The organism is Mucilaginibacter aquaedulcis (genome assembly GCF_030409325.1).
Taxonomy (GTDB): domain Bacteria; phylum Bacteroidota; class Bacteroidia; order Sphingobacteriales; family Sphingobacteriaceae; genus Mucilaginibacter; species Mucilaginibacter aquaedulcis.
The window spans coordinates 1,508,079-1,527,186 of the sequence record NZ_JAUFPR010000002.1 but is presented as its reverse complement, the minus strand read 5'-3'; the positions used below and the strand labels follow the sequence as shown (position 1 = coordinate 1,527,186).

The 19,108-nt window shown below is 42.5% G+C and carries 11 protein-coding genes; all 11 read left to right on the top strand.

The features are described 5' to 3' along the window. Positions 1 to 138 precede the first annotated feature (138 nt). Positions 139 to 1,293 carry a FecR family protein gene (locus QWZ01_RS10700; RefSeq protein ID WP_290323310.1) on the top strand — a complete coding sequence of 385 codons (1,155 nt, stop codon included), beginning with the start codon at positions 139 to 141 and terminating at the stop codon, positions 1,291 to 1,293. A 310-nt stretch (positions 1,294 to 1,603) separates the two neighbouring features. Continuing rightward, a complete protein-coding gene (locus QWZ01_RS10695; RefSeq protein WP_290323309.1) occupies positions 1,604 to 5,230 on the top strand; it encodes a SusC/RagA family TonB-linked outer membrane protein in 3,627 nt (1,208 codons plus the stop codon). A gap of 11 nt (positions 5,231 to 5,241) precedes the next feature. Beyond that, positions 5,242 to 6,753, top strand: a complete 1,512-nt coding sequence (locus QWZ01_RS10690; protein ID WP_290323308.1) for a RagB/SusD family nutrient uptake outer membrane protein — start codon at positions 5,242 to 5,244, stop codon at positions 6,751 to 6,753. A 21-nt stretch (positions 6,754 to 6,774) separates the two neighbouring features. After that, positions 6,775 to 7,662, top strand: coding sequence for a hypothetical protein (locus QWZ01_RS10685; protein ID WP_290323307.1), 888 nt, complete (start codon positions 6,775 to 6,777; stop codon positions 7,660 to 7,662). A 106-nt stretch (positions 7,663 to 7,768) separates the two neighbouring features. Further along, the gene (locus tag QWZ01_RS10680; protein ID WP_353959394.1) at positions 7,769 to 8,638 is read left to right on the top strand and encodes an ABC transporter ATP-binding protein; all 870 of its coding nucleotides are present in this window, start codon (positions 7,769 to 7,771) and stop codon (positions 8,636 to 8,638) included. Between the two features lie 5 nt (positions 8,639 to 8,643). Beyond that, positions 8,644 to 10,938 carry a Gldg family protein gene (locus tag QWZ01_RS10675; RefSeq protein WP_290323306.1) on the top strand — a complete coding sequence of 765 codons (2,295 nt, stop codon included), beginning with the start codon at positions 8,644 to 8,646 and terminating at the stop codon, positions 10,936 to 10,938. 2 nt (positions 10,939 to 10,940) lie between these two features. Further along, the gene (locus QWZ01_RS10670) at positions 10,941 to 12,284 is read left to right on the top strand and encodes a MutS-related protein (RefSeq protein WP_290323305.1); all 1,344 of its coding nucleotides are present in this window, start codon (positions 10,941 to 10,943) and stop codon (positions 12,282 to 12,284) included. After that, the gene (locus QWZ01_RS10665; RefSeq protein ID WP_290323304.1) at positions 12,281 to 13,630 is read left to right on the top strand and encodes a MutS-related protein; all 1,350 of its coding nucleotides are present in this window, start codon (positions 12,281 to 12,283) and stop codon (positions 13,628 to 13,630) included. The genes QWZ01_RS10670 and QWZ01_RS10665 overlap by 4 nt, the downstream gene beginning before the upstream one ends. 37 nt (positions 13,631 to 13,667) lie before the next feature. Then, complete coding sequence (locus QWZ01_RS10660) at positions 13,668 to 14,798, top strand: TlpA disulfide reductase family protein (protein WP_290323303.1); 1,131 nt, start codon at positions 13,668 to 13,670, stop codon at positions 14,796 to 14,798. A gap of 17 nt (positions 14,799 to 14,815) precedes the next feature. Then, a complete protein-coding gene (locus tag QWZ01_RS10655; RefSeq protein ID WP_290323302.1) occupies positions 14,816 to 17,605 on the top strand; it encodes a M16 family metallopeptidase in 2,790 nt (929 codons plus the stop codon). Between the two features lie 239 nt (positions 17,606 to 17,844). After that, positions 17,845 to 18,990, top strand: coding sequence for a TlpA disulfide reductase family protein (locus QWZ01_RS10650; RefSeq protein WP_290323301.1), 1,146 nt, complete (start codon positions 17,845 to 17,847; stop codon positions 18,988 to 18,990). Positions 18,991 to 19,108: the final 118 nt, after the last annotated feature.

Genomic DNA, 19,108 nt, shown 5'->3' with positions numbered 1-19,108 from the left:
TAACTTAACTGTCGTTTTTACAGGAATGAATTTCATTTTTATATTATTTAACTTGAATTTTAAATTATTTTAAAATAGTTCGGGAAAGAATGACCAGTTAAGGGACATGTATAAAAAAGGGATCAGACCCCGGAGAACATGACTCAAGAAGAAGCAGAAAAGTTAATCGTTAAATACATCGACGGAACGGCTACAGACGACGAACGCGGAGTTGTAGAACAACAATTCATGGACTACCTTAAGGGCGCTAAAGGTTTGCCATCTCATTCGCAAATAACTGATGATAACAAGGAGATATGGAAAAGCCTTTCTGTACATGTTGGTATTTCTCAGTCAGGAGCCCGGCAGTTTTCAATGTGGCCGCGCTTCGCGGCCGCGGCTGTTCTACTTATTGTTACAGGTCTCTGTTGGTTTTACTTCGAAGGTGAGCAAAAAATAAAGGGAGATAAGCGGGCATTTACTAATTCGATCCATCCCGGACACAATACCGCTGTTTTGCAACTTTCGAACGGTGCAACCATTGATTTAAGCAGCACAAAAACAGGGGTGGTGATCAATGCGGGAAAGCTAGTCTATAATGATGGATCTGCAATCGCTAACGCTTCTGATGTTAAAAAGAGTTCATTGTCCCTGAATACCGTTAGTACCCCGAGGGGCGGCACATACCAGGTGGTGCTGCCCGATAATTCAAAAGTTTGGCTAAATGCCGCAAGTACGCTGAAATTTCCTTCAACATTTGCAGGCTTACCAAACAGGGTAGTAGAGTTAAGCGGGGAGGGCTATTTCGAGGTCTCGAAGGATAAAAAGCACCCGTTCCAGGTAAAATCAGCTGATCAGGATATAGAGGTACTGGGCACGCATTTTGACGTCGAGAGTTATCCTGAAAATAATCTTACAAAAACAACGCTGCTGGAAGGTAGCGTTGCAGTTCACAGGGTAACGGGCCTATCGAAAAGACGCACAGGTGAACGGGTGATACTTTCACCTAACCAGCAATCAATTCTTGTCGAAAATGACAACATTAAGGTTACTGATGTTGAATCATCTGATGCCGTTGCCTGGAAGAATGGCTATTTTATGTTTAATAACGAAAACCTCGGGAACATTATGGTTACGCTTTCCAGATGGTACAATACAACCATAAAGTACGAGGATGAAAGCTTGAAAAGTGAAACTGTATACGCGAAGCTGGGGAGATACGAAAATATTACAAAAATCCTGAAAATACTGGAACGGACCGATAAAGTTAAATTCAAAATCGAGGGAAATATAATAACGATCAGCAGGAAATAAAAGTGAATCACTGATTAACCTTAATTAAAATAGCAACCCTAATAATAAACAGACTATTAATTAACCCCTAAATTATGATTAAACAAAGACATTAACCATTCCCACGCTACAAAACCAAAAATGGGCTCCGATTTGTCGTCGAAGCCCTATGTATCCGGTTTAAAAATTGAGTAATCAATCTTTCCATTAACTGGCGATGTGCACGGCCTTCGAAAACTAAGCACAGGGCCAAAACCCAGATTCGTAAATGTATAAAAATTCTACTATTAATTGGTGGGCGCTCCTCGCCTGTAACCATAAATTGCTATTAATGATGAAGCTAACAATCATCCTGTTGGTTGCCGGCCTGATGCAGGTTAGTGCGGCGACATTCGGACAGCGGTTGACATTAAAAGGGAGAAATGTATCGGTCGAGAAAGTTTTTAGAGCGATAAGTGATCAGACAGGATATGATGTGGTGGTCTTTACTTCCAAATTTAAAACAACTCAGGTCATTAACGTAGATTTTAAGGATACCCCGTTAGAAGAAGTTATTCAGAAACTGATTGCCGGTACAACAATGACGTTTTCAATAGAAGATAAAACGGTTGTGATCAGGGAAAAAAAGCCTTTATTAACGGATCAGACTGATTTACAAACTGCTCTGATTACCGTAAAGGGAAAGGTTCTTAATGAAGAAGGCCATCCGCTGCCCGGGGCCACGGTGATCATTAAAGGCAAAACAAGAGGGGTACTGACCAATGCAGATGGTGAGTTTTCCTTATCCGAGGTGGACAGTAAAGCAGTGCTGGTTATTTCATACACCGGCTATGAACCTATAGAAACTCAGGCATCAAAAGAAGTCAAGGTTTATAAGCTGAAGATAAAAGTGGCTAGCCTTGATGAAGTTGTTGTAACCAACGGCTATCAAAGAATTGAGCGACGCAAGCTTACCAGTGCCATCACATCAGTCAAAGCGGCGGATATCACTAATCCGGCATTTTTTACCATAGACCAGGCCCTGGAGGGCCGAATTCCCGGTTTATTCGTTTTGAATAATTCCGGAGATATTGGTGTCTCTCCCAAAATCCGTATTCGCGGAACTTCTACGATTCTTGGCAGCAGGGAGCCGATATGGGTGGTTGATGGTGTTGTGGTAAACGATCCAGTAGGAATAGATCCTGCTACTATAAATGATCTTGATTTTGTTAATAGACTTGGTAACGCCATTTCGGGGCTTAAACCCTTTGACATCGATCAGATCGATGTGCTCAAAGATGCCTCTGCTACTGCGCTGTACGGCGTCAGGGCAGCAAATGGTGTTATCGTAATTACCACTAAAAAAGGTAAAGCAGGAGACCCGGTTGTCAACTTTAACCAGTCAACCATACTCACCAAAAGGCCAAGGTACACGGATGGCAATATTCGTGTAATGAATTCACGCCAGCGTATAGATTATTCTCGGGATATCATTAACAGTGGACTGGAATATTCGGGAAATATCAATTACGTAGGATATGAAGGTACACTTAATAACCTCTACAACGGTAGAATTAACTACAGCCAGTTCCAATCGGCGGTGCAAAAAATGGAAACTATGAATACTGACTGGTTTGGTACAATTCTCAAAGATGCCATATCTACTCAAAATAATATCAGTGTTTCGGGTGGTGGTGCTAAAATGACCTATTATGCCAGTGTTGGAGCTGCAACCCAGCAAGGTACAGTACGGGGTGACAAAACGGATCAGTATACTGCCCTGGTAAAATTGACGGCTGCGCTCACCCCCCGCCTGAGCTGGGACATGACCCTGCGCGGAAATAACCAGAAAAGTGATTATGTAGCAGGCGCTGTAAATGCTTTATCATACGCTTATAACACCAGTCGGGCAGTTCCCGCTTTTAACGAGGACGGTACCTTAAGCTATTATCAAAAATATACGCCGGGCGATTCACGAACAGTGAATTATTTTGGCTTTAACATCTTGAATGAGATGCAGCATTCCAGGGACCTGATCAATACTTCAGGTGTTAACCTTCTGACGGATCTGAATGTAAAGGTAAATCCGTATCTGAACGGAACAGTATTGTTATCGTATAGTAATAACAATAGTAACGATCAGACGGTTTATCAGGAAAATACATTTTATGCTGCCAGTTTGAGACGAAGCGAATTTGGTAGCACCGCACCAACAACCAGTTTAATGCCTTTTGGAGGTGAAATGTTATCTAATCAGGTACGAAATGAATCATATCTGGTGCGTGGACAATTAAATTACGATCGCCCAGTGGGATCTGCTTCGCGTGATAATCTGAATATAACCATCGGAGGTGAGTTGTCTTCAAACAGGTATAAAGGGTATAATATCGATAGGAGGGGATATTTACCTGATCGCGGACAAACTTACGCACCGGTAGATCCACTTAAATATCCTGCCTACGCACAATGGGCTACCCTAAATGATATGGATATTGTACGGGATGCCTTAACAAACCTGGCTTCAGGCTATTTTTCAAGCAGCTACACTATAAATGACAAATACATACTGAATTTTAATACTCGAACAGACTTTTCCAATAAATTCGGTTCCCGTTCAAAGGAAAAATTCCTGCCAACATGGTCCGTATCCGGGCGATGGGATATAGACAAGGATTTATTCAAGAATAGCAAATCAGTAAACCTGCTTGCATTAAAAACATCTTACGGATTCCAGGGTAACATGCTTGAAAATCAAACCCCGAATTTGATTATTAAGCAGGGCTCTATAGACCCAATAACGCAATCTTATTATTCTAATATCGCCTATTATCCGAACCCTAACCTGAAATGGGAGAAAAACAAAGAGTTCAATGTCGGTTTGGACTTTGGCTTCTTCCATAATAAGATACAGGGAACCGTTAATTATTTCAACAAAACCACGAACAATGCCTTTCTAAGCAAAGAAGTTGCCGACATTAACGGAGTTACCTCTTATATAGTTAACTCAGGAACGATTAAAAACCAGGGTATCGAAGTTACACTGAGCTTTACGCCGATCAACAACCTTGGTCCGAACGGCAAAAAAGGTGGGTTTAGCTGGCGTATCGATCCACAGCTGGGCCAGGTGATCAATAAACTCCTCTCCAAAAGCATCAATAGCCTGAACGTAGGCGATCACAATCCAAATGTTTATAATAATTATTTAACCGGTAGTCAGATAGTTGACGACAAAGCCAGCAACACATTTTATTCCTATCATTTTACGGGGCTTGATCATTTGACAGGATTGCCAACATTTGCGAACAATGATCCTTCGATGGCAGACAAATACAAAGGTATGAGCCTCGACGATGTGATCAAACAAGTAATGGTACCGTCCGGTAACCGGATTCCCACACTACAGGGTGGATTACTCAACGTATTTAGCTACAGACAGTTTTCTCTGAGTTGCAATATGACTTATAGCGTTGGGAGCAAGGTTAGACTTCAAAAGCTCTACAGTAATACAGTAAACGGTATTGTCACTTCAACAGTTTCAGCACCCCTGCCGGAAAATAACGTGAACCTAGATTTCGTTAACCGCTGGCGGAAGCCAGGTGATGAGGCCTATACCAATATACCCTCGCTTGTAGGTGGAACGGCCTACGCCAATACGCTCAGCCACTGGTCTGCAAGTGGCTCAAATACCTCTTTCCAATACGCCGATAATATCTGGCAAATGTATGACAACTCTGACGCCAGAATAGCGAGTGGAAACTATTTAAAACTTCGCACGCTCAATTTTAGGTACAGCCTGAGTGATGCTTTGACTAAACGCTTGAAGATCAAGCAAACATCAGTCATGTTTTCAGCTACAAACGTTCATACCTGGGCGAGTAAAAAACTGGAGGGACAGGACCCTGAACAGCTCGGATTTGGAGACAATACGCAGCTATCACCGAGATCTACTTACTCAATTACACTGGATGTATCATTTTAATAGAATTGATCATGAAAAAAGCATTTAAATACATATGGTTTTTGTTAGCCGCTTTTTCGTTAACCGGCTGCAAAAAATTCCTCGAAGAACAATCACAGGACCTGGCATACGCAAACACCTGGCAAAAGATGGAAGAGGTGATGCAGGGTGATGTCTATATGAAGCATTTTACCAGCCCGCCAAGTAATTCATTTAAAGAGTCTGGTCAGGCGGTTTATTTTCCATGGCTAAACGCGATGGATGATGATGTCACCGAATTTGTGAGCTCTCCCTACTATATTGATAACCGGGATGATGTATTTGGATTTTACACCTGGCAGGCCAATCCTTGTGTTGACAAAACATTTTTACCATACATTGATGACACCTGGCCAAAGGTCTACAAATCCATCAACGCGGCAAACATTATGATTTATCAGGCGAGCCAATTACATGATAATCCTGATCAGCTTAAACGGATCAAAGGTGAGGCTTTGTTCTTACGGGCATACTATTATTTCTATCTGGTCAATACTTTCGCCCCGGCTTACAGCAAAGAAACCGCTAAAATTGACATGGGTGTACCACTCAAAATTACCGAGTTTGTTGAGGATAAACATTTCACACGATCAACGATTGACAGCGTGTACCAGCAGATGCTTACCGACCTTGATGCTTCCGAAAAATACCTGACGGGTATTTCGCCTTCTTCGATCTATCACGCAAATATAGACGCAGTGAACCTGCTGCAAAGCAGGATATATCTTTATATGCAGTTATGGGAGAACGCCATAACGGCTGCTGATAAAGTGATAACACGCAAACCTGTTTTGTTCAACCTAACCAATTATAAGCCGCTGACCAGTTTCTTCTCGAAAGATAATCCTGAGGCGATATTTAACGAAGGTGGAAATGCGACGATGTACTTGATGGGTGACGGCTTAACCAAATCATTTCAGGCGAGCCCGGGTTTAATGAAGCTTTATAATACCGGAGACCTTCGTCGTACAGCCTATTTCGAAACAGACAACGCTGGTAAGATCAGGTATACCAAAATGTACCGCTCCCGTACAAATAACATATTGCCAACCGAAATATTTTCAGACAATTACTTCCTGAGAAATGCGGAGGCTTATCTGAATAAGGCGGAGGCTGCTGCAATGCTGGGTCGTTCTGCTGACGCCAATGCCTCGCTTAATACCCTAAGACAGTCGCGGTTTGCCCCTGCTAACTTTGTGCCGGTTAATTATTCCGGTGCCGAGTTGGTAAACTTCGTCCGCGATGAGCGCCGGAGAGAGCTTTGCTTTGAAGGGCACCGCTGGTTCGATCTGAAACGATATGCATTGAATAAGGCTTATCCGTTCACCACTACTATTGTTCATAATTATTCAGATGTGAGTTACGGAGCAAGCCCCTTCCTTAAAGCGAGCCTTGTGCTTAAGCCAGGTGACCCGGATTATCTCGTTCCAATACCCCTGGACGCGATCATTTTCAACCAGGGCTCCCTCCAACAAAATCCAGAGCGTCAGAACAGAACTTTTTAATCGAATTAAACAGCATTTGACATGATTACAAAATATTTCCCCCCCTTTTTCGCTGCGTTAGTGTTGCTGGCATCCTGCAAAAAGGAAAGCAGCCCGAAGGCGACGCCTGCGACAGTTGATCCATTCGCACGCCTTGATAATTCTAAAAGTGCAGCTGATCACCAGATTTATCTTTATTATCAGCAAACAGGTTTTCCGGTACTTTATAATGACACGTTAACCAAAACACCATTGCAAAGGTTGAATTTGGGATATCACTTAACGACGATAGACTCTATGGTCACCGCTAAATACCTGCATAATGAAGCTGATATTCTTGCCGGGCTCGATTTCGTGAAAAATCAGATAATTCCCAATCTCAGCAGATCGCTGAGGCCCTATTCTATACTGTTAACCGATTCTGTCTATACCTTCACATCTGATCAATCTGGAAGTGGCGAATTGGTAAAGGTTCCCGTTAATGCATACCTGGGTTTTAATACGGTTGCAATCTCCTATGTTCCGGCTATTAAATACATGGATGCCGTTCAACTCAAGAAATACCGGAACGATGTGTTGAAAACAATCTTAACCGCTAAGATAAATGCCGACCCCAATCTGACAACTAAATTCTATTCTATCAGCAGTGCTTATTACGGGAAAACTGCTTTTGGCAGAATATTCACTACGTATGGGCTTATACCGTATGCACCCAAGGGTACATACGGCCTGCTGATTGACGGGACCGAACAAGCCACTTACTATGATGTTCATGGCCCGGTCGAAGATTTGTCAGCTTACCTGGATACGGTGTTGACGTTGTCAGCCTCTGACTTCCTGGGAACTTATCAAAACTACCCGCTCGTAATGCAGAAATACAACTATCTGCTGGACATTTTTAAGACCATCAACTTTACTGTACCTAAATAATCGCGTACCACACCAACTTATGATTACTAAACTGAAGGAACCTATTCTTAGGATCACGGGATTGTCGCATCGATATAGTTCCAACTGGGCTATTCGAGACATTGAAATGGAAATTTATCAGAATGGGATTACTGGATTATTAGGCTCCAACGGAGCGGGCAAGTCAACCACTATGAATATTCTTTGCGGCGTTTTAACACAAACCAGGGGAGATGTATTTATTAATGGTATTGATTTACGTAAACAACCGGAAAAGGCAAAGCAATTTATTGGGTTTCTGCCTCAAAGTCCTCCGTTATATGCAGATCTTACCGTTGACGAGTACCTGACGCATTGCGCCGTTATTCGATCGGTTGACAAAAGTTATTTGCCTGATGCCCTCGAAGATGCAAAGCAACGATGCGGCCTGTCACACATCAGCAAAAGGTTGATCCGAAACTTGTCAGGTGGATACAAACAACGGGTAGGGATTGCGCAGGCGATCATTCATCACCCCAGGTTAGTCGTTTTGGATGAACCAACGAACGGGCTTGATCCCAACCAGATTCTCGAAGTAAGGGCGCTGATTAAAGAGATAGCCGAAGACCATGCCGTAGTGCTTTCTACACATATGCTTTCTGAGGTCCAGTACCTATGCCAGGATATCAAAATGATTGAAAACGGGCGTATTGTTTTTTCCGATACGATGGAAGCCTTTGACAATTATGTGGCGCCTGATTGTCTTTTCGTGATTATGGAGGAACCACCCGCAGTTGATAGCCTGATGGAAATTCCGGGCGTAATTCGAGCAGAGTACCTCACTGATAAAAAAATCAGGATCTATTTTAACGGGGACAAAACCATTTCTGAAAGAATTGTGCTGGCGAGCGCACAACAAAGCTGGAGATTAAGCGAGATCAGAGCAGAAAAGAACTCTCTTAACGAAACCTTTGCTCAACTCTCCAAAGTATCCGGAAATCAAAAAAATAAAATATAGTCCCCATGAAAAAAACTTTGCAAATAGCCAGGCTGGAACTGAGCCTATTGTTCTATTCACCGATAGCATGGTTGCTGATGATTGTGCTGTTCTTTCAGGTAGCCTACGGGTTCATCGGGGCTATAGAAAGTATGCAGCGCTCACAGGAATGGTACAAAACCACCTTCTCTTTCCTTACCGCTAACGTATTCACGAAAACAGGGCAGGGCATATTCAGTAACCTGCTCAATACACTTTATTTATATATACCCTTATTAACCATGAGCCTTATTAGCAGGGAAACGAGCAGCGGAACGATTAAATTGCTGTATTCGTCTCCGCTAAAGATTTCGCAGATCGTTTTAGGCAAATTCATCGCAATGGTATATTATGATCTGGTACTCATTGGTCTGGTATCCTTGGTTGCCTTGGGCGGGGGCGTATCGATCAATCATTTTGGTTACATGCAGGTCCTCTCGGCCTTACTGGGAATTTATCTGCTGCTTTGCGCTTATTCAGCTATTGGGCTGTTCATGTCCAGCCTCACGACATACCAGGTTATAGCAGCCATCACCACTTTTATGGTATTTGCATTCCTGTCATATGTTGGGAGCTTTTGGCAGGACAAAGTTTTTTTGAGAGATCTGGCCTATAGCCTGTCCATGCCGGGAAGAACGATGAAGATGCTGGCAGGTTTTGTAACCACGAGGGATGTGATCTACTTTGTCGTAATTGTTTACATTTTTCTGGCGCTTACGATCTTTAAACTCCATATGTCAAGGGATGGAAGGGGACTGTCATTCCGGATATCAAGCTATGCTTTTATTATTCTCTCAGGAATTGCGGTGACCTACCTCAGCTCAAGACAGCAATTCATCGCATACTATGACGCAACAGCCACAAAACGCAACACCCTTCAACAAAAGACACAGGAAATCCTGAAACAAACCGGCAACGAACCCATCGAAGTTACCGAATACGTGAATTTTCTTGACGGTACATATGGCAGGGCATCGGCAGATCAGCGGATCAGGGAACAGGACCGTTGGGAGCCCTATCTCCGTTTCAAATCAAATATCATACTAAAGTGGGTTTACTACTATGACGGAATTCCTGACCCTTACTTTTATACCGGTATGAACTCCGGAAAATCGCTAAAAGAAATTTTTGATAAAAAAGCGAAGTTTCTGGAAACCGATGCGGACAGATTTAAAACCCCGATGGAAATTCATCGGCTCATCAGCCTTCATAACGAGAATAACAGGCTGGTGATGCAGGTAAAATACAACAGCCAGTCAACCTTCCTGCGGGTTTTTGATGACAATGATTTTTGGCCGGGGGAAACCGAGGTAGCTACCGCTTTGAAGCGCCTCATGACCAGGTCGCCAAAGATACTTTTTGCAAGTGATGGCTATGAAAGAAATATTGATAAGGCTGGAGGCCGGGATTATAAAGTTCTTACCAATGTTAAAACGAATAGATCAGCATTGATCAACCGTGGTTTTACCATCGATTCTATCTCATTGAAAGGTCAGGAAATTCCTGCTGATGCTTCTGTTTTAGTGATTGCAGACAGAAAGATAGATTCAGATAGTTTGATCATTCGGAAACTTCGGAATTACATTAACAGAGGTGGTAACCTTCTAATCGCGGCTGAAAGTGGTAAAGCAAACAGCAGCCTTTTAAACTTAATCGGCGTTGGGCTTATCCCCGGCTCTATCGTTCAGCCCAGCAAAGATTTCTCGCCGGACTTGGTTACACCCCGGATAACCAAAGAGGGGACATCGCTTTCGGTTGTGCTCAACGATGATTTCATAAATGGCGTTCCTGTTTCCATGCCTGGGGTTTCCGGACTCGCGTTTAAAGAAAATAATGGGTTTAGGATTAAGCCCTTATTGGTTTCTTCAGAAAAGGACAGTTGGAACAGAACCGGGAAAATAGTTCTTGATTCGGCCAAACTGGTTTTTAACTCGTCAGCGGGTGATCAACGCGGTGCTTATCCAACCGCGCTTTCGTTAACCAGAACGGTTGGCAAAAAGCAACAGCGCATTGTCGTGACCGGGGATGCCGATTTCATGAGTAATGGTGAATTAAACCAAGGTAATTTCAGGACCGCGAATTATGACTTCGCAAATGCCCTTTTCAGCTGGCTTTCAAATAATGAATTTCCTTTGTTTGTTACCCATTTACCGCCAAATGATAACCTGATTACCATTTCCTCAGTTCAGGTGAAGCTGATGAAAATTTGTTATCTCGGCGTAATTCCCGGCCTTTTGTTAATTACAGGCACAGTTTTATTAATCCGCAGAAAACGAAAATAGTGATGGGTTTCAATACAGACAAGCAAACTTTGAATGATTTGAATATTTTCAGCAAGCGGGGACGGGATTCCATATTCAGCATATTTAATCATACATCGACACGAGCCGGGTCGGAAATACTCGAGGCCATGTTTCTTAATCCGCTTTCGGATCCGGACACAATCATTTATCGGACAAATATTATTAACTTTTTCAAATCACGGGAAGTTGCGTTCCCGCTCGAGGGCAGTTTACTGGATACGGTAGAACAGTACATGGCTGATACCGACGAACGCTCAAAGCTATCGTACGAGGAAAATGTTTTTAAAAGAAAACTCTCCGCACTGATTGCCGGAGATACCGGCTATAAGAACATCAGGACCGGTGTGGCCGCAACGCTTGAATTACTCAAAGAACTTCAAAAAATGACCGATAACCCGGTCAATATCCCTGCTATATTAATAGATGAACTGCATGGCTCTCTAGATATTTTAGAGCATAGCGAATTGGCGCCCCTGCTTCGGAAAAATCGTAATACAAGACTCAATTTTAAGGAATTGTCGGCTTCCGACCAATTGATCAGGTTTAGTTACCATAAAGAAATTGAACAGATTTTGCAATGGGTATACCGGCTGGATGTTTTTGTATCAGTAGCCAAGGTGGCACGGCAGCTTAATCTGGTATTGCCTCTGGTATTGCCAATGGAACAAAATTATTTATCCGTCGAAGGATTATATCATCCGCACATTGCCATCCCCGTATCCAACTCCGTTAGCATTACTCGGGATTTTCCGGTGATCTTCCTGACTGGAGCAAACATGGCAGGCAAATCTACATTTATGAAATCACTTGGTGTAGCACTTTACTTGGCTCATATGGGTTTTCCTGTGCCTGCAACGAAAATGGAGTTTTCTGTACGGGACGGGATTTATACAACGATAAACCTTCCTGATGATCTTTCTTCAGGCAGCAGCCATTTCTACACGGAAGTGCTGCGCGTCAAAAAGATAGCAAAAGAACTCGCCGGTAGCAAGCGTCTATTCATCATTTTTGATGAGCTGTTCAGGGGCACTAACGTACAAGACGCCTGCGAAGGAACAATCGCATTGACCGAAGCCTTCTCAAAGCGGCAGAATTGCGTATTTGTTGTTTCAACCCATATTATAGAAGCCGGCGAAGCGCTTAAAGAATGTTGTAAAAATATCAACTTTGTTTACCTGCCAACCAGGATGGAGGGCAAGAAGCCCGTTTACACCTATAAACTTCAAAACGGAATCACCGCCGACCGGCACGGCATGGTGATTATTAATAATGAACGCATACTGGAAATCCTTCGTATAGCTAAAACAACAACCTTACAATCATGAGCCAATTTGCGGATAAACAGACCCTTGACGACCTGAACATACCGGGCAGGTATAAAAATAATTCGATTGCCAGGCTTTTTGACGGTACGGTAACCCCGGGCGGGACACGACTTATGGATACAATGTTTCGCCAGCCTCTCTTGGAGTCTGCAGACATCAATAAACGCAGCGCAATTTTTAGATATTTCACAGGGCAGGCATTCGTTTTTCCCTTTCACGCCGAGGAATTTGCGGTTATGGAGGATTATCTCCATGGAGGGGGGGGCGCGAGCCTCCTGCTCGCAGCCAAAGATATTGCGATTAAAAAAATACTTCAGATCGCTGCACAGGATGGTACCTTTGATAGCTTCAAAGACGCTGTTCTCCAAACGGTCTCCATGTTGAAAAGATGCAAAGACTTCATCCTTAGTATAGATCGGGAGAAAACTCCTTATTCAGATACCCTTGCCAGCTTCACCGCCATTTTGACGGATGACAAATTGCCAATTGACCTAGATGGAGAAACAAACGCTAGGGAAATATCTGTCCGTAAGCTTATCAGATATGATCATCTGCTAAGAGGAGTTTTACGGGACAAAATGGAGAAATTGATGGGCCTGCTTTATGAACTGGATGTTTATCTCGCAGTAGCCGTAGTTGCCAGGAGAAACGGCTTTTGCTACGCGAAGGCGCTTCCAAAGGAGGAAAATGCCATGTATATTAATGGCCTCTGTCATCCTTGTATTAAAAATGCGACAGGCAACTACGTGACATTTCATGCTGACTCGAACGTTACTTTTCTGACAGGGGCAAACATGGCAGGAAAATCAACATTGATGAAATCTGCCGGCATCGCCGTCTACCTCGCCCATATGGGATTCCCGGTTGCGGCTAAGAGCATGTCATTTTCGGTGAAGGACGGTTTATACTCATCGATCAATGTTCCCGACGACCTCGGTCTAGGATATAGTCATTTTTATGCTGAAGTATTAAGGGTCAAAAAAATCGCGGAAGATGTGGCAACCGGGAAAACTTTGTTCGTCATTTTCGATGAACTTTTTAAAGGTACCAATGTGAAAGACGCCTATGACGCGACTTTAGCTATCAGTGAGGCATTTTCCGGAAAAAGAGATAGTTTTTTTATCATTTCTACCCATATCACCGAGGTCGGTAAAATGCTCCGCGAACGTTGCGGTAATTTTCGCTTCACTTATCTGCCCACGATCATGAACGGTTCGAAGCCACAGTATAGTTATCAGCTGAATGAAGGTGTCTCTGAGGACCGGCATGGTATGACGATTATCGAAAATGAAGGCATACTTGAACTGATTAAGGAAATGCCAAAATCCGGTAACTGCCCACAATAATCAATCAAATTCATATTATTTAATAAAAAAACTCATTATGAAAAAAATAATGCTGCTGGCATTCTGTTTCTTACCTGCATCCCTGCTTGCTCAAAGCAATTTTATACTAAAGGCGAAAATAGGAAAAGGGGATGCCCCTGAAAAAGCCTATCTGGTATATAAATATGCGGGAAAGATTATCAAAGATTCTGTACAGGTTAATAGAGGAGCCTTTGAGTTTAAAGGCAACCTTAAAGATCCGCTTGTTGCCCAATTGATTCTAGATCATGAAGGCGTAGGTTTAAATAAGCTTAATCGCAGCGCGGATTTTACTTTATTATATCTTGATAAGGGCAACATGCTGCTGACATCACCGGATTCTGTCAAAAAAGCAACGATAAGCGGGTCAAAGATCAACGATGAAAATTTAAAATATAAAGCATTTATAGCTGCTCCAGAGCAGGCGATTGTTAAACTCAATTGGGAATACTCAATTGCTCCTGCTGATAAAAAACAGGATCAAAACTTTATTAATGATTTGCAATCGCGCGCTGATAAGCTGATTACTGCACGGAAATTGCTTCAGCGACAGTTCATCAAACAAAACCCGGATTCTTATATCAGCCTGCTGGCGTTGATGGAGATCAGCGGAGACCCAATGGACGCCCAGGTTACAGAGCCTCTATACCGCGGACTAACGGAAGCCATTCGTAACACCGAAGCCGGACAATCTTACGCGAAATCATTGGCATCTAAAAATGCTACGGACATTGGTGCGCAAGCGCCGGCTTTTACCCTGAATGATGTTAACGATAAACCTGTTTCTTTATCAGCGTTTAAGGGGAAATACGTATTGTTGGATTTTTGGGCATCGTGGTGCGTGCCATGTCGCAATGAGAACCCGAATGTGGTGAAAGTGTATAAACAATATAAAGAAAAAAACTTTACGGTACTGGGTGTTTCACTTGACCGGCCAGGAAAGAAAAATGATTGGCTGGCAGCGATCAAAGCTGATGGGTTGGAATGGACACAGGTCTCTGACCTTAAATTTTGGAACAGCGAAGTAGCGAAGCTCTATGGAGTCACGGCAATTCCGCAAAATTATCTGATCGATCCGAACGGAAAAATAATAGGAAAAAACCTGCGCGGCGAAGAACTTAACCAAAAACTTGCCGAATTACTAAACTAAAAGCAGCGACAAAAAATATGAATTTTAAATTATTAACAGCCATTTGCGCAATAACGGTTACGACACTGACAGCAAAAGGGCAGGACTTGCCGCTTGATCCAGCCGTGCGTACGGGAAAGCTGCCCAATGGCTTTACTTATTACATCAGGCATAACGAGAACCCGGGAAAGCGGGTAATATTCTACCTGGCCAATAAATTCGGCTCTGTTGTGGAAAAAGATGATCAACGCGGCCTTGCCCACTTTATGGAACACATGAGTTTTAACGGAACTACACACTTTCCAAAGAACGAACTGATCAACTATCTTCAAAAATGCGGTGTAAGATTTGGGGCAGACCTGAATGCTTACACCAGCTTCGACGAAACAGTTTACCAGCTGCCGATGCCCGCCGACGATCCTAAAATCGTTGCTCAAGGCATCATGATCATGCGCGATTGGGCACAGGAAGCTATGCTTGATCCGGCTGAGATAGATAAGGAACGGGGAGTAATTTTGGAGGAGAAAAGATTGAAAAAAGGGGCAGATGAACGAATACGGCAATTATACTTTCCCCATCTGCTTAATAACTCTATTTATGCCAGGCGATTGCCAATCGGGTCCGACGATATACTTAAGAATTTTAAACCTGAAACACTAAAAAGTTTTTATCATGACTGGTATAGACCGAACCTGCAGGCTATCATCGTAGTTGGTGATATTGATGTTAATGCGATGGAAAATGCTATAAAGGTAAGATTCGGGGACCTCAAAAACCCTGTACACGAAAAAACGAGAACACCCTACCAGGTGTCTCTTACAGGCAAAAGCCAATTCCTTGCTTATACCGATCCGGAAAAGACCAGTACGGATATAGAGGTGATCTTTAAGCAGCCCGAGCTTCCCATGCATACTGCCTCCCAATACAGGGAAAGCCTCGTGCGTGAGTTGTTTAACAACATGTTCTCTGAGCGTTTAACAGAATTGCAGCGCCGGGGAGATGTGGCATTTGTAAAGTCCAGTGCGGGTATCGGCCATTTTATTGGAGGAATCGATAGTTACACGATCACAGTTTCGCCCAAGCCAGGAGACCTGCAAACCGGCTTTAAAGCGATATGGAGGGAACATGAACGATTAAAGCGTTTCGGGTTTACCGAACGGGAACTTGAACGTGCGAAACGGAGCTTTATGAACCAGATGGAATCGGCTTTAAAGGAGAAAAATAAAACTTCATCAGAGAGTTATGTCAAGGAATATCTGCAATATTTCCTAAATGGAACCTCATCTCCCGGCATAGATGCAGAGCATGAACTTGCCCGGAAGTATCTGCCTGAAGTTAGTTCTGGAGACTTGAACAAGTTAATAAGGGCTCAGGCAAAAATCGCAGACCGGGACATTCTGATTACGGCTCCTGAAAATGAAAAAAGTCGGCTTCCTAAAAAAGAAACCGTAGATGCCTGGATCCACCAGGTAGAAAAAGATCAGATCTCCCCGTATGAAGAATCCGATAACACACGTCCTATATTAAGCCGGGAACCGGTACCGGGAAAGATCGTTAGCGAGCAACTTAACCCCACGCTCCATATTGTCACACTTACATTGAGCAACGGAATCCGCGTTCTTTTGAAACCGACTGATTTTAAAAATAACCAGATCTTATTTACAGGTTTTTCAGCAGGGGGGACATCATTATACAGTGATGCCGATTTTCAGTCAGCTAACGCCGCTAATATGATCCCGTCATTCGGTGCCGGAAATTATAATGCTACCGAACTGTCTGAAAACCTTTCAGCCCGGCAAATCAGTGTGCGCCCTTTTATCAATGAACGTGTTCAGGGAATCAGCGGAAGCAGTAGCATAAATGATCTTCAGGCGGCCCTGGAATTAAGTTATGCTTATTTGACAGAACCGCGTAAAGATTTATTACAGTTCAATGGTATCATTTCCCGCTCAAAGGCCTCGCTTGTTAACCGTGATCAGGATCCCGCCAAGGTATATGCCGATACGGTCAACGCCGTACTTGGCGATTACAATGTCCGGCGAACAGGTCCTAATATTTCAAAACTGGACCAGATTTCATTGGATAGGGCGTTTTATATTTACCAGGAAAGATTTGCCGATATGGGGTCAATGACCTTTGTATTCACAGGAAGCATTGACACTACTACCATTAAACCATTGCTTGAAAAATATCTTGGCAGCCTCCCTGACTTGAAAAAACATGAACAAGCTCAGAATCTTCATTTAACTACACCAGCCGGTACTATACAAAAAACGGTGTTTAAGGGCACTGAACCCAGGGCGACAGTGAATCTTGTTTTTTCGGGTCCTTTTGATTTTAACATAGCAAACGATCTTAAAATGGATGCCCTTCAGGAAGTGATAGCCATTAGACTGAATGAACGTTTACGCGAAGAGGAAAGCGGTGTTTACTCACCCGGTGTGAAGGTTGGCACCGTTAAATATCCGCAGGCACGTTTTAATTTAAATATCTCGTTTGGCTGCGCACCGGAAAACGTCGAAAAATTGATCGCCTCCGTTTTAGATGAATTAGATAAGGTCAGGGTCAATGGTCCTTTACCCTTAAATTTGGAAAAGTTCAAAGCTGAAAATCGCCGAATAATGGAAACCCAGTTGCAAAGTAATGGTTTCTGGCTGGGGTATCTGAGTGGACAATTGCAAAACGATGAGCCTTTGGAGCAGCTCAGTAATTATAATGATCTGATCAGCAAAATCGCTGTAGCAGACATCAAAAAACTGGCCAGTAAATATCTGAATTGCAAAAACTATATCAGGTTGGTATTGATGCCTGAAAGAAGTAAATTATGATATAGTGATTAACAGAACTAATTATAAGAACTGTTGAAATTGTTATGAACAGTGATTATAATGGTTATGTTCTGTGCGGACCTTGCCGTTAAGCAATTTATTGTTTAATAATTAAATTATCACGCATGATTAAATAATAAAATACTGATTGGTATTTTATTATTTTTGTTGTTAAGTTAAAGCCTCGTCGGTTTATGCTCAACGCTACTTAATGACTTATTATCATACTCTATTAAAAAATGAAAAGCTATTACAAACACCTGATTACTGTTTTTATCTTAATTATTATCCAAACCACATTGCACGCCCAGGAAATAAAGTACATGATTGATGCAAAGATTGGTGACTACAACGCACCTGCAAAGGCATATCTGTTATATTCTGATGGGAAACAACAGCTTGTCGACTCTACAATTATAAAACACGGGTCATTTACATTTTCAGGATTGATTGATTACCCGAGACCGGCACTTCTGGTGATCAACACACAAGGAAACGGCTTTAGATTTTATGATGCCGGACTACTTAACATTTTTCTTGAATCCGGTTACACATCAATTATTAGTGGCGATCTACTGGCAAATAGTAAAGTTTCAGGAGGTGAGCTGAACGCACTTTATATAGGATTTTCAAAGGAAATCGATGAGATCGACGAAAAAATTGATAAGATAAATGCAGTATTTGGTAGTGCAACGCCCGAAAAGCAAAAATCAACAGCTTTTAGGGATAGCATCATTAACGAATCTTTGAAAGCAGAAGATGAGAAAAAACCTATTGCATTTGCATTCCTCAGGAAACATCCAAACTCTTTAGTTAGTTTGACCGCTTTGCGGACATATGCAGGACTCTATCCCGATGGAAAATTAGTTGGAGCCGCTTTTGATTTACTTTCAAGCGAGGTTCGTTCCAGTAATGCGGGTAAAATTTATGCGGGTGAAATCGCAAATATGCGGAAAGTATCTATTGGTACTACTGCCCCGGATTTTACGCTGACCAACGGTTCAGGTAAAAAGGTCTCGCTACATGATTACAAAGGAAAATATGTATTGATTGATTTTTGGGCAAGCTGGTGCGGCCCTTGCCGGGCTGAGAATCCTAACCTGATCAATGCCTACAATCTATTTAAGCAGAAAAACTTCACCATTATTAGCGTTTCTGCTGATAAATTATCAGCTAAAAAAGATTGGTTAAAAGCTATCCATGATGATCATTTGCCTTGGGCTCAAGTAGCGGATTTGACCAGAGGTTTCAAAAATGACGCGATGGTCTTATACGATATTCAAAATATTCCACAAAATGTTTTAATATCACCTCAGGGAATGATTATCAAAAAGAATCTTCGTGGTGCAAATTTAATTAATGAACTTAAAAGATTGTTGAATTAGATTTTTACGAACAAGCGGTCGTAATTCGGTTAAGAATTCATCAAAAGATTCAATTTTTTAGGCTGGATTTGAGTAAAAAGTTCTGAAAGGTGAAGCGAGATTCACTGATACAGACAAT

Bases quoted from the DNA above. Each gene is read 5' to 3' on its own strand.
- QWZ01_RS10655 (WP_290323302.1), top strand. From the start codon at position 14,816: ATGAATTTTAAATTATTAACAGCCATTTGCGCAATAACGGTTACGACA.
- QWZ01_RS10680 (WP_353959394.1), top strand. From the start codon at position 7,769: ATGGAAATTTATCAGAATGGGATTACTGGATTATTAGGCTCCAACGGA.
- QWZ01_RS10695 (WP_290323309.1), top strand. From the start codon at position 1,604: ATGATGAAGCTAACAATCATCCTGTTGGTTGCCGGCCTGATGCAGGTT.
- QWZ01_RS10650 (WP_290323301.1), top strand. From the start codon at position 17,845: ATGAAAAGCTATTACAAACACCTGATTACTGTTTTTATCTTAATTATT.
- QWZ01_RS10675 (WP_290323306.1), top strand. From the start codon at position 8,644: ATGAAAAAAACTTTGCAAATAGCCAGGCTGGAACTGAGCCTATTGTTC.
- QWZ01_RS10665 (WP_290323304.1), top strand. From the start codon at position 12,281: ATGAGCCAATTTGCGGATAAACAGACCCTTGACGACCTGAACATACCG.
- QWZ01_RS10685 (WP_290323307.1), top strand. From the start codon at position 6,775: ATGATTACAAAATATTTCCCCCCCTTTTTCGCTGCGTTAGTGTTGCTG.
- QWZ01_RS10690 (WP_290323308.1), top strand. From the start codon at position 5,242: ATGAAAAAAGCATTTAAATACATATGGTTTTTGTTAGCCGCTTTTTCG.
- QWZ01_RS10660 (WP_290323303.1), top strand. From the start codon at position 13,668: ATGAAAAAAATAATGCTGCTGGCATTCTGTTTCTTACCTGCATCCCTG.
- QWZ01_RS10700 (WP_290323310.1), top strand. From the start codon at position 139: ATGACTCAAGAAGAAGCAGAAAAGTTAATCGTTAAATACATCGACGGA.
- QWZ01_RS10670 (WP_290323305.1), top strand. From the start codon at position 10,941: ATGGGTTTCAATACAGACAAGCAAACTTTGAATGATTTGAATATTTTC.